This window comes from Stagnimonas aquatica (genome assembly GCF_003730135.1).
In the GTDB taxonomy this organism is placed as follows: Bacteria; Pseudomonadota; Gammaproteobacteria; order Nevskiales; family Nevskiaceae; genus Stagnimonas; species Stagnimonas aquatica.
On sequence record NZ_RJVO01000001.1, the window covers coordinates 714420 to 726102 of the forward strand.

Below are 11683 nucleotides of genomic sequence, written 5' to 3' on the forward strand. Positions count from 1 at the left end.
TGTTGTCAGCGGACCCGCTGCTGACTGTTACAGATCGAACACCTTCTTCAGGCCGAACACGACCTTCGGGGAGTCGGAGTCCGGGCCGCCGCCGTAAGCGGGGTCCTGATCGGTGGTGACGATCTGGAAGGTGGCGGTGAAGCCGGCATCCAGGCTCTTGGCCAGGCCGAGGCTGTAGTCGATGTAGGAATCGCCGAACGCGGCCTTGACGCCGTCGCCGTCGTTGAGACCGATGTTGGCGGTGAGGGTCAGGGTTTCGGTCAGCGGCTGCGCGAGGGTGAAGTTGACGTAGCTGGCCGACTTGTCGGTGCCGAAGTACTCGCTGGTGTAGTAGTACTTCACGCCCACCGGACCGTAGGTCAGACCGGCGTAGAGTTCCAGGGTGTCGGGGGAGGTGGCGGGAGCGGTTTCCTCGGCCTCGCTGTAGTAGTAGTACAGGGCGCCAACGTCAAAGCCCAGGTCGCCCACCTTGCCAGCGTAGCCGGTGTAGAAATCGACTTCGGTGCCGTCGCCGCCGGAGCCGGCGAAGTTGAGGTTGGAACCCCAGGTGCCCAGGTAGAAGCCGGAGTCGAAAGCGTAGTCCAGGCCGCCCTGCACCGCCGCACCGCCAGTCTGGGTGACGCCACGGAACATGTAGTCGCTGAACACGCCAACATTGCCGGTCGCGCCCGCGAAAGCCGGCGCCGCAACGCTCGATGCCGCCACCAGAGCCGCGCAAGCCACGATCTGCTTCATCTTCATGAGTACATCCTCTCCTGATATGGGTGGGAACGCCTGCCTTGGCGATGGATTCGACCCAGGCATTTATGCAACAGCAGTTTTTGAGCCAACTTTTTATGGCGTGATCCGGATCGCCCCGTGAGGGTGCACCACCACGAATCGCTGACCACGATCCTGAAAAGGCAAAGGCCATGCCAGTGATCACTGGCATGGCCTTTGGGGCCCCGCAATGGTGCGCCGGATCGGCCGGCGCCTCCCGGCTGTTACAGGCCGCTCTTCTCCAGCATGAGCTTGACGGTGATCTTGATCTCGTCGTCGGTGAGATCGGGATTGCCGCCGCGCGGCGGCATCTGGTTCTTGCCGCTGATGGCCTTGGCCACCACGCCGTCAAAGCCGCCCTCGGCCGCCAGACGCTTGCTCCAGTCGGCCTTGTCGCCCACTTTTGGTGCACCGAGCACGCCAGCGTTGTGGCAGGCCGAGCAGGCCTGGGCGAACACCTGATCGGCGGTCAGCGGCTCGCGCTTCACCGCCGGGGCCGAGGTCTTGAGCAGCGCCGCCGGATCGGTCACCACGGTGGCCAGCGGCTTGATGCGCGCTTCCAGGCGGGCCGCCTCGGCCTCGCTGGGGCCGGCCTTGGGCACGATCAGGCTGGCGGCGAAGATGCAGAAGCCGAAGATGCCGAACAGGGCGGCCAGCACCATGCCGAAGGTGCGGAAGAAGGCCTGGTCGTGCGCCTTGTCGTCGTGATGGCTGTGATTGCTGCTCACGGGTGAAGCTCCGGGTACGGTTTAGGGAATCGGATTCGAAGCCGGGCCGGCGGCCGAGATGGGGCCGGCAAGGCAGGTCTGCATGGGGGAGTCCATCCGCCGGCCGACGGACGCGGGCCGGCGGGCATCGCAGCCCCGCGCCTCGCTCCCCACGGACACCGATCAGTCGAACCCCTGGTCAACCAGCGCAAGCACCGGTCGCGGCTCCCACAGTTGAAAAGTATAGCATTGGCCCATGGCCACCCCGGAGCACCAGCCGGGCCGGTCTCACGCGTTTGCATCACCCCTCGACGGAGGCGGATCGCTAAGCTCCAGGCCATGACCTACGCACGAATCGTTGGCACCGGCAGTTACCTCCCGGCCCGCAGCGTCAGCAACCAGGAGTTGCAGACCCGCATCGAGACCAGCGACGAGTGGATCGTCTCGCGCACCGGCATCGAATCCCGTCATGTCGCCGCCGAAGGCGAGATGACCTCCGACCTCGCCTTTCACGCCTGCCAGCGCGCGCTGGCGGCGGCCGGAACCAGCGCCGACGAGGTGGACCTGATCGTGGTCGCCACCACCACCCCGGACATGGTGCTGCCCTCCACCGCCTGCCTGCTGCAGGCGCGGCTCGGCGTGAAGCAGGGCGCCGCCTTCGACGTACAGGCGGTGTGCACCGGCTTCATCTACGCGCTGACCCTGGCCGACCGCCTGGTCGCCAGCGGCGCCCATAAATGCGCGCTGGTGGTGGGCGCGGAAGTGTTCTCGCGGCTCCTGGACTGGAGCGACCGCCGCACCTGCGTGCTGTTCGGCGACGGCGCCGGCGCCGTGGTGCTGAAAGCCTCCGAGACGCCGGGCATCCTCTCCGGCCATCTCCATGCCGACGGCAGTCTGGCCGGCATCCTGCGCGTCGATGGCGGCATCGCCAACGGCGTGCTGCGCGGCAATCCCTTCGTCGAGATGGACGGCCAGGCGGTGTACCGCACCGCCGTGCGGGTGCTGGCCGAATGCGCCCACGAGGCGCTGAACCAGAACGGCCTGAAGATCGAGGACATCAACTGGGTGGTGCCGCACCAGGCCAACATCCGCATCCTCGCCACCACCGCCGACAAGCTCGGCCTGCCGATGGGCAAGCTGGTGACCACGGTGGCGCGCCAGGGCAATACCTCGGCGGCCTCGGTGCCGCTGGCGCTGGACGCGGCGGTGCGCGACGGTCGCATCCAGCCCGGCCAGAACGTGCTGCTGCTCGGCGTCGGCGCCGGCATGACCTGGGGCTCGGTGCTGCTGCGCTACTGAGCGGGCGCGCCCACCAGGGCATCGAGCCGGGCGCAGTCGCTTTCCCGGCGCACCTCTGCGAACAGCGTCTCCGCCTCCGGATAGCTGCGCGCCAGCCAGGCCAGCCACTGCTTGAGCCGGCCGGGCGCGAAGCGCTCGGGCAGACGCGCGCGCTGCTGGCGCCAGTAGTCCTGCAACAGCGGCCGTATCGAGGCCCATTCCAGCGGCACATAGTCCGTACCGGCCCTGGCGGCGGCGATCTGCAGGGCCAGATCCGGCCGCGCCACCAGACCACGCCCGAGCATGAAGTCCTCGACGCCGCTGACCGCCCGGCAACGGTGCCAGTCGTCCACGCTCCAGATCTCGCCGTTGGCGTACACCGGCAGCGCCACCACGTCCTGGATCCGCGCCACCCACTCCCAGTAGGCGGGAGGGCGATAGGCGTCGGCCTTGGTGCGCGCGTGCACCACCAGTTGCGCCGCGCCGCCCGCAGCCAGGGCGCGGGCGCAGTCCAGGGCCTGATCGCTGTCCTCGTAGCCCAGGCGCATCTTGGCGGTGACCGGGATCGCCGCCGGCACCGCCGCGCGTACCGCCGCGACGATGCGGTGCAGCAGTTCCGGCTCGCGCAGCAGCACCGCGCCGCCCCGCGAGCGGTTGACGGTCTTGGCTGGACAGCCGAAGTTGAGGTCGATCACCGGCGCGCCGAGTTGGCAGGCGCGTACCGCGTTCTCGGCCAGCCAGTGCGGATCGGAGCCCAGCAACTGCACCCGCATCTCGGTCCCGGCGCGGGTGCGCGCGCCCTGATCCAGCTCCGGCGCGATGCGGCGGAACACCGAGACCGGCAGCAATTGCTCGTTGACGCGGATGAACTCGCTCACGCACCAGTCGACGCCGCCGACCCGGGTCAGCACGTCGCGCAGGATGTCGTCGACCAGGCCTTCCATCGGCGCCAGGGCGATCTGCATGGGAGTCGTAGCTCGCAAAAAAGGACGCGCATCTTAGGCGCTGGCGGCCGCCGCGCCGACTAAGCTGATCACCGTCCCGCTCCGACACTCCCATTGGCATGACCGCAGCCACCCCGCCCGAACGCCCCTGGTGGCTCTACCTGCTGGAATGCCGTGGCGGCAGCCTCTACGCCGGCATCAGCCCGGACCCGCAGCAGCGCTACCGCCTGCACGCCAGCGGACGCGGCGCGCGCTATACCCGCGCCAATCCGCCGCTGCGTCTGCTGGCCGCCTGTGCCTACCCCTCGCGCTCGGCCGCCTCGGTGGCCGAGCACTGGCTCAAGCAGCAAGCGCGCGCGGCCAAGCTGGCCTGGGCCGCAGATCACCCCTATCCGGACGGAGCCGAGACACGCGCGGCGCACTCGGCGGCGGTCATCTCGCGCAGCAGCTCGGCCAGCCGCAGGGTGCCGCGCCCGGCGTAGTCGTGGTCGGCGAAGATCAGGTAGAGCGTGCCCCGGCGCTCCTGGCCTTCCAGCGGCAGCGGCTTGAGCAGACCGTCACGCAGTTCGTTGCGGATCTTGTCCAGCGGCATCCAGGCAAAGCCGTAGCCCTGACAGAGTGCGTGGATGGAGGTGGGCATATTGCTCACCGTCCAGCGCTGCTGGGCGTCGATGGTGAGCGTGGACTCGTCGCGGCGGCTGCCGGAGTCGCGCACCACGATGTGCCGGTGCTGGCGCAGGTCGTCCGGTTTCAACGGCCGGCCCAGGTGGTGCAGGGGATGGTCCGGATGCGCCATCGGCAGGATGTACATCTGCATCAGCGGCTCGCCAAAGAAGCCCGGCGGCACCACCGGTGCGATGGCGAGATCGACCCGCCCTTGCAGCAGCGCCTCAGAAGTGCCGCCCAGCACCGACTCGCTCAGCTCGATGCGGGTGTGCGGACTGTCCTGGCCGAAGCGGTCCAGCACCCGCAGCAGCAGCCAGGTGGGAAACACCACTTCCACCGCCAGGCGGATCTCCGCCTCCCAGCCGGCGGCGAGCGCGCTGGCCGCCTGCTCCAGGCGGCTGGCCTCGGCCAGCAGGGCCCGGGCACGGCGGTACAGCAACTGGCCGGTGGGCGTGAGCACCGCCTTGCGGCCCTGGACCTCGAAGGCCTTCACCGACAGCAGGCTTTCCAGCTTCTGCACCGCGTAGGTCACCGCCGACTGGCTCTTGTGCAACTGCTCGGCCGCCTGCGCGTAGCCGCCGGCATCGACCACCGCCATCAGCGCGCGCCACTGCTCCAGGGAGATGCGTGGATTCACAGATGCATCCAATAAACTGATTGTTTAGCGCCAAATATTGTTCTTTTTTATCTATCTGTCGAATTATTTAATACGCACACCTTCAGTCAACGCGGAGATGTGCCATGACCAAGCTTCTTCAGATCAACACCAGCCTGTTTGCCGGCAAGGGCCAGTCCAGCCAGCTCGCCGAGCAGTTCGTCGCCGAGTGGCGGCAGAACCACCCCGACACCCAGGTGCAGGTCCGCGATCTCGCCAATGACGGCGTGCCGCACCTGGACGCCCAGCGCTTCAGCGCCTTCATCACCCCCGCCGAGGCACGCAGCCCCGAGCAGCAGGCGGTGGCGGACTATTCCGAAGCGCTGATCGCCGAGCTGAAGGCCGCCGAGGTCATCGTGCTCGGCCTGCCGATGTACAACTTCGGCGTGCCCAGCCAGCTCAAGTCCTACTTCGACCACATCGCCCGCGCCGGCATCAGCTTCCGCTACACCGCCAACGGCCCCGAGGGCCTCATCAAGGGCAAGAAGGTCTACGTGTTCGCGGCCCGTGGTGGTCTCTACGCCGGCACCCCGCTGGACAGCCAGACCAACTACGTGCGTGACTTCCTGCGCTTCATCGGCATCACCGATGTCGAGTTCGTCTACGCCGAGGGTCTCAACATCGACGCCGACCGCAAGCAGTCCGCCCTGCACCAGGCCCAGGACGCGATCCAGCGCCTCGCCGCCTGAACCCGGCCTGCCTTCACCTGCACCGCACGCAGCTCTCGAAACATTGCCAAGGAGTAACGCCATGTCACCGAAACTCGCCAACCTTGCCGAACTCGCCGGCCGTGTCCTGCTGGCCTCGCTGTTCCTGCTCTCCGGTCTCTCCAAGATCGGCGCCTACGACGCCACCGTCGGCTACATGCAAGCCATGGGCGTGCCGGGCGTCGCCCTGCCGCTGGTGATCGCGCTGGAAGTGCTGGGTGGCGCCGCCCTGATCGTCGGCTACCAGACCCGCGTCGCCGCCTTCCTGCTCGCCGGCTTCAGCCTGGTCTCGGCCCTGCTGTTCCACGCCAATTTCGCCGACCAGATCCAGACCATCATGTTCCTCAAGAACGTCTCGATCGCCGGCGGCCTGTTGCTGCTGGTCGCCAACGGCGCCGGCCCGCTGAGTCTCGACCGCCGCTAACCGCTGCGCAGCCCCATCAGCCCGCCCCACGGGGCGGGCCTTCTCTTCCCACTTTCATCAGGAGCCAGTCATGAGCAACACCTCCACCGACCTGCGCAACCTGGCGCACGTCATCCCCGCCATCGCCACCTCCGACGGTGCCGGCGTCAAGCTGCGCCGGAGCATCGGCAGCCAGCGCGGCCTCTACCTCGACCCCTTCCTGATGCTCGACGAGTTCGGCACCGACAACCCGGGCGACTACATCGCCGGCTTTCCGGCCCACCCGCACCGTGGCTTCGAGACCGTCACCTACATGCTCGACGGCCGCATGCAGCACAAGGACCATCTCGGCAACGTCGGCGATCTCGGCCCCGGCGGCGTGCAGTGGATGACCGCCGGCCGTGGCGTGATCCACTCGGAAATGCCCTTGCAGGAAAGCGGCCGCATGCGCGGCTTCCAGCTCTGGATCAACCTGCCCTCGGCGGAAAAGATGAAGCCCGCCGGCTACCGCGACATCCCGGCCAGCGAGATTCCGCAGGCGGCGCTGCCGGGCGGTGGTTCGATCAAGGTGATCGCCGGCACCGCCGAGGTCGGCGAGGCGCGCATCAGCGGGCCGATCAACAGCCCGGCGCAGCCGCTATCGACCGCGCCGCTGTACTTCGACCTGGAGCTGCCGGCGGGCGCGCTGTTCGAGCAGCCGATCCCGGCCGGCCACAACGCCTTCCTCTACACCTATGAAGGCAGTGTCGAAGTCGCCGGCAAGAGCGCGCCGGCACAGGCGGCGCTGGTGCTGGGCGCCGGCGAGCGGCTGTCGCTACGGGCCGGGCCGCAGGGCGCGCGCCTGATCCTGCTCGCCGGCAAGCCGCTGCGCGAGCCGGTGGTGCAGTACGGCCCCTTCGTGATGAACAGCCGCGAAGAGATCGAACAGGCCCTGCGCGACTATCAGAACGGCGTGCTCACCGAAGCCGCAGCCTGAAGCCGGGCGGGATGGCGACGCCGGATTGACCCACGTCAACGCGGTGCCTGGCGGGGCCGCTAGCTTGACCACTAGCGCCCTCTTTCCCGGTTGAACCCCATGCACGCCGTCCCCCGCCCCGAGCCGACCACACTCCCCGACACCGCGCCGGCACCCAACCCCGGCGCGGCCCTCTGGCTGGATCTCTACCGCCGGCTGCTGGCCGGCGAGGAGCGCAAGCCTCTGCTGCAAAGCCTTTGCGCCGGCCTGGCGCCGCTGCTGGGCCTGAGCCGCGTCCACCTGAGTCGCAAGCTCGCCTCCGGAGTCATCGCCATCGAAGCCTGCTCCCAGGAGGATGCGCTCTGGCTGGAGCTGCAGCGCCTGCCGGAGCGCTGGGACGGCACCGTTGCCGGCGACGGACCGGCGGCAAGGGCGCTGCGCAACCAGGGGCCGGCGCTCATGGTCACCAGCGACGAGGGCTTTCTTCCCTGGCGCCGCACGGCGGAAGCCGAGGGGCTGCGCGCGGCGGCGGCCTGGCCCCTGTTGGCCGCCGGCGAAACCTGGCTGTTGCAGCTCTACAGCGAGCGCGGCAATGGCTTCGCCGACGACGAGCGCCTGCAATTGATCGACCAGCAGCTCGCCGAGCTGCGCCGCTTTCTCGACGACGACGCCCGCCTGCGCGAGCAGGCCCTGCTGGCGGCGGCGCTGCGCATGGCCGGCAATGCCGGCTTCATCACCGACCTCAACGGCGACATCGTCTGGAGCAACCCCGCCTTCAGCCGCCTCACCGGCTATGCCGCCGAGGAGGTGCGCGGCAAGAACGCGCGCATCCTCAAGTCCGGCCGCCAGGGCACCCGCTACTACCGCGAGCTGTGGAGCACCATCCGCGCCGGCCAGGTCTGGAGCGGCGAGACCGTCGACCACGACCGCGACGGCCAGCGCTACGTGATCCACCAGACCATCAGCCCCTTCGGACGTGGCGAGCGCATCAGCCACTACCTGTCGCTGCACGACGACATCAGCAGCCAGAAGGCGGCGCAGCAACTGCACGAGCTGGAGTCGGGCACCGATCCGCGCAGCGGCCTAAACACCCGCGCCAGCTTCGATCAGGCGCTGGAGGAAGCCTGCGCCGGCCAGCGGCCGTTCGGGCTGGCGCTGATCTCGCTGCGCCGCTTCAGCGAAGCCGCCCAGGCCATGGGCCGCGAGATGGAGGACCTCATCGTCGGCGAGATGAGCCAGCGGGTGCGCAACGGCCTGCCGTCACCGCATCGCGCCTGCCTGAGTGGCACCGGCGAGTTCCTGCTGCTGCTCGACAGCGACAGCAGCGCCGGTCACGAGGCGCTGCTGAACACGCTGCGTCTGGCGCTGATCGAGCCCTACCCCTATGTCGGCGAGGACATCGCACTCGACTACCGGCAAGTGCTGCTGCGCGGCCCGCAGGAAGGCCGCGACGGCGAAGCCCTGCTGCGCCAGCTCGACCGGCGCATGGCCGATGAACCGGTGGCGCGCGCGCAGCGACAGATCACCGCGCGCTGAGGCGCCACCGCCCGGACTGACTCAGGTCAATGAGCGCTCGCGAGCCGGTGCCTAGTCTGGGCGGCAGACGATCAAAGGAGAGCCGCGCGTGAACAGCCTACTCAGCCGCAATCCCAGCCAGGGCTTCGAGGCCTTTGTCCAGGCCATCCAGCGCGAACCCCGGCTGAGCCCCGAGGAAGAGCGCTGCGCCGCCGAAGACCTGCACGCCACCGGCAATCCTGAAGCGGCCCGGCGACTGGTGCTCGGCCACCTGCGCTTCGTGGTGCACATCGCCCGTGGCTACCAGGGCTACGGCCTGCCGCTGGAAGACCTGGTGCAGGAAGGCAACCTTGGCCTGATGAAGGCGGTGCAGCGCTACCAGCCCGGCTGGAACGTGCGGCTGATCAGCTACGCCGTGCACTGGATCAAGGCGCAGATCCACGAATACATCCTGCGCAACTTCCGCATCGTCCGGCAGGTCACCACCAAAGCGCAGCGCAAGCTGTTCTTCAACCTGCGCAAGCTGCGCCGCGACTGCGAGCCGCTGAGCAGCGCCGACGCCCAGGCGATGGCCACGCAGTTGCAGGTGAGCCTGCGCGAGGTACGCCGCGCCGACGCCCTGTTCCACGGCGGTGACAGCTCGCTGTCGGCACCGGACGAGGGCTATGCGCCCGAGCGCTGGCTGGCGCAGGAGGGCGCCGATCCCGCCGAGCAGATCGAGGCCGAGGACTGGCAGCAGCGCATGCAGCCGAAGCTGCGCCATGCCCTGACCGAGCTGGACCCGCGCTCGCGCGACATCGTCTCCCGCCGCGAGTTGAGCACCGAAAAGCCGGTCGGCCTGGCCGAGCTGGGCAAGCAGTACGGGGTCTCGGCCGAGCGGGTGCGGCAGATCGAGGTGAAGGCCCGCCAGCGTCTGCGCCGCTCGCTGGAACCGGCACTGGCCGCCTAGGCTGGGGTCGAGCTGGCCGGCGGCGCCAGACGCAGCGTCACCGGCATCCGGCTCATGCGCCGGTACAGCAGCGCCTGCTGACCCAGCGGCCACCAGTCGTAGAGGTAGATTTGCATCGGCCGCCACATCGCCACCCAGCCGCCGACCAGGAAGCTCTCGCGCAGCAGGCTGGCCATCACGCCGGACGGCAGCAGAGCCTGACTCCATTGGCTCAGCAACAGGCAGGCGGTCAGGAACAGCAGACCGATGCCGAGGCTGGTGCGCCCCTGCCGGAGCAGGCCGCGCAACTCGGCACGCTTGAGCCGCTCGCGCTCGGCGAAGTAGTGCTGCACCGCCGCCTCGATCCACTGCGGTCCGTCCAGGGCCGGCGGCGGCTCGCTCAGCCGCAGGCACAGCGATAAGGTCGCCCGCGGCGGCAGCTCTTGCGCCCAGCTGACCAGGTAGTTCTCGGCATGGCTGTCGAGATCGCGCTCGTAGAACGGCGAGGGGTCCAGCGAGTTGAACAGCTGGTGAATGCTGCGCAGCGAAATCTCCAGGCGCCCCGGCGACGTGCCGGCCGCCGGCCCGCCTGCCGCGAGACCCATGCCCGGTGGGGATCAGGCGGCCAGCCGCAGGCGCGGCCGGCAGATGCCCACCGGCTCGGCCAGCGCCCACAGCGCTGCCGGCTCGCGCAGGGTGACGGTCTTGTCGGCGGAGATGATCCAGCCCTTGTCCTCGAAGCGGGTCAGCACCCGGCACACAGTCTCGGTGGCCAGACGCAGATAGCTGGCGATGTCGCGGCGGCTCATCGGCAGCTTGATGGCATTGCCGCGTCCGTTCAGGCGCTCCTGAATGTGCAGCAGGAAGGCCGCGACGCGCTGATCGGCGCTGTAGTCACCGCCCAGCGCCAGCGCCAGGCGCAGTTCGCCGGTGAGGCGCTCCATCACCCGCTGGTTGAGCGACGGAGCGCTGGCCAGCAAGCCCTGCAACTGGCCCTTGGACACCCGGCAGACCTGGGAGCCGACCACGGTCACCGCGTTCTCGGGATAGTGGCCGATGCCGATGGCGTCGAGGCCGACCACGTCGCCCGGCAGATAGAAGCCGCGCACCCGCTCGTTGCCTTCGCCATCGACGGTATAGGTCTTGATGCAGCCGGCGCGCACCACGTAGACGCAGTCGGCCGTGGCGCCGGCGGCGTACAGCGACTTGCCGGCCTGCGCCAGCGGCAGGTGCGGAATCATCACCCCGGCCCAGCGCTGCATGTCGGCCTGCGGCAGGCCGGCGGTGACGCAGTGGCCGCCCACCGGGCAGAGCGTGCAGGCGCTGCGGATCGCGGGATTGCAGGCGGTGGCGGTGGGGTTGCTGCGGATCTCGAAGGCCATGGCGGGCTCCAGCTCGGAAGTTCGATGGAGCACAGCTTGCCGGCCGGACGGCGGCGGGAAAATCCGGAGTTTCCGCAGACCGGCTGCGGGAAGTACGTAGTCGGCCGGGGAGTGTCCGCAGCGCCGGACCGCTGGCCGGATCGCTCTGCAACCTGCCTGGCGTCGGGTCTCAGGCGCTATCCACCTGCAACAGCATCTGCACCAGCTGCGCCAGATTGCGGGCCTCCATCTTCTGCATCACGTGCGCGCGGTGCAGTTCGACGGTGCGCTCGCTCAGGCCGAGATCCAGCGCCACCGCCTTGTTGGCCTGGCCGGCGACGATGCGCCGGGCCACCTCGCGCTCGCGCGGGGTGAGTTCCTCGAAGTGCTGACGCAGCTGATCGCGGCCGGCCAGCGCGGCGCGCTCACGGGCGTCCTGGTCCAGCGCCTTCTGCACGCGGCGGATCAGGTCGTCGTCCTTGAAGGGCTTTTGCAGGAAGTCCAGCGCACCGGCGCGCATCGCCTCCACCGCCATCGGCACATCGCCGTGGCCGGTGATGAAGATCACCGGCAGGGTCCAGCCGCGCCGGTTCAGCTCCTGCTGAAGTTCCAGGCCGCTCATCCGTGGCATACGCACGTCCAGCACCAGGCAGCCGGCCAGCTCGCTGCGGTACTGGCGCAGAAAGCTGGTGGCGTCGGCGAACAACTGGCTGCGCAGGCCCACCGAGCGCAGCAGCATGGCGATGCTGTCGCGCACCGCCTCTTCGTCATCGACGATGAAAACCGTACCGGTGTCCATGCTCCC

14 protein-coding genes are annotated in these 11683 nt (G+C 69.0%); 7 read left to right on the top strand and 7 right to left on the bottom strand.

Going from position 1 to position 11683, the window contains the following annotated elements; all coding sequences use genetic code 11:
* Positions 1-27: 27 nt before the first annotated feature.
* Positions 28-741, bottom strand: coding sequence for a TorF family putative porin (locus ED208_RS03145; protein ID WP_158608405.1), 714 nt, complete (start codon positions 739-741; stop codon positions 28-30).
* Positions 742-983: 242 nt separating this feature from the next.
* Complete coding sequence (locus tag ED208_RS03150; RefSeq protein ID WP_233574756.1) at positions 984-1487, bottom strand: c-type cytochrome; 504 nt, start codon at positions 1485-1487, stop codon at positions 984-986.
* 318 nt (positions 1488-1805) lie between these two features.
* Here ED208_RS03150 and ED208_RS03155 point away from each other — a divergent pair, with 318 nt between their 5' ends.
* Positions 1806-2765, top strand: a complete 960-nt coding sequence (locus ED208_RS03155) for a beta-ketoacyl-ACP synthase III (protein ID WP_123210386.1) — start codon at positions 1806-1808, stop codon at positions 2763-2765.
* Here the strand turns inward: ED208_RS03155 and ED208_RS03160 are convergent.
* Complete coding sequence (locus tag ED208_RS03160; protein WP_123210387.1) at positions 2759-3709, bottom strand: tRNA dihydrouridine synthase; 951 nt, start codon at positions 3707-3709, stop codon at positions 2759-2761. The two genes, ED208_RS03155 and ED208_RS03160, sit on opposite strands and share 7 nt — an antisense overlap.
* Before the next feature lie 98 nt (positions 3710-3807).
* Between ED208_RS03160 and ED208_RS03165 the strand changes: the two genes are divergently transcribed.
* Positions 3808-4170, top strand: a complete 363-nt coding sequence (locus ED208_RS03165) for a GIY-YIG nuclease family protein (RefSeq protein WP_123210388.1) — start codon at positions 3808-3810, stop codon at positions 4168-4170.
* On the opposite strand, the gene ED208_RS03170 is transcribed toward ED208_RS03165, so the two are convergent.
* A complete protein-coding gene (locus ED208_RS03170) occupies positions 4077-4991 on the bottom strand; it encodes a LysR family transcriptional regulator (protein ID WP_123210389.1) in 915 nt (304 codons plus the stop codon). The genes ED208_RS03165 and ED208_RS03170 overlap by 94 nt on opposite strands.
* A gap of 104 nt (positions 4992-5095) precedes the next feature.
* On the opposite strand from ED208_RS03170, the gene ED208_RS03175 reads away from it, so the two are divergent.
* The 5 genes from ED208_RS03175 (at position 5096) to ED208_RS03195 (ending at position 9538) form a co-directional block, all read left to right on the top strand.
* Positions 5096-5698: an FMN-dependent NADH-azoreductase gene (locus ED208_RS03175; RefSeq protein ID WP_123210390.1), complete on the top strand. Its 603-nt coding sequence runs from the start codon at positions 5096-5098 to the stop codon at positions 5696-5698.
* Between the two features lie 43 nt (positions 5699-5741).
* Positions 5742-6140: a DoxX family protein gene (locus tag ED208_RS03180; RefSeq protein ID WP_436286616.1), complete on the top strand. Its 399-nt coding sequence runs from the start codon at positions 5742-5744 to the stop codon at positions 6138-6140.
* A 70-nt stretch (positions 6141-6210) separates the two neighbouring features.
* The gene (locus ED208_RS03185; protein WP_123210392.1) at positions 6211-7095 is read left to right on the top strand and encodes a pirin family protein; all 885 of its coding nucleotides are present in this window, start codon (positions 6211-6213) and stop codon (positions 7093-7095) included.
* 99 nt (positions 7096-7194) lie between these two features.
* Entirely contained in the window at positions 7195-8610 is a 1416-nt protein-coding gene (locus ED208_RS03190; RefSeq protein ID WP_123210393.1) for a sensor domain-containing diguanylate cyclase, read from the top strand.
* Positions 8611-8698: 88 nt separating this feature from the next.
* On the top strand, positions 8699-9538 hold the full coding sequence (locus tag ED208_RS03195; RefSeq protein WP_123210394.1) for an RNA polymerase factor sigma-32: 840 nt from the start codon (positions 8699-8701) through the stop codon (positions 9536-9538).
* On the opposite strand, the gene ED208_RS03200 is transcribed toward ED208_RS03195, so the two are convergent.
* From ED208_RS03200 to ED208_RS03210, 3 genes are all read right to left on the bottom strand, one after another.
* The gene (locus tag ED208_RS03200; protein ID WP_123210395.1) at positions 9535-10122 is read right to left on the bottom strand and encodes a hypothetical protein; all 588 of its coding nucleotides are present in this window, start codon (positions 10120-10122) and stop codon (positions 9535-9537) included. The genes ED208_RS03195 and ED208_RS03200 overlap by 4 nt on opposite strands.
* Positions 10123-10134: 12 nt before the next feature.
* Complete coding sequence (locus tag ED208_RS03205) at positions 10135-10899, bottom strand: Crp/Fnr family transcriptional regulator (RefSeq protein ID WP_123210396.1); 765 nt, start codon at positions 10897-10899, stop codon at positions 10135-10137.
* A gap of 169 nt (positions 10900-11068) precedes the next feature.
* Entirely contained in the window at positions 11069-11677 is a 609-nt protein-coding gene (locus ED208_RS03210) for a response regulator transcription factor (protein WP_123210397.1), read from the bottom strand.
* Positions 11678-11683: the final 6 nt, after the last annotated feature.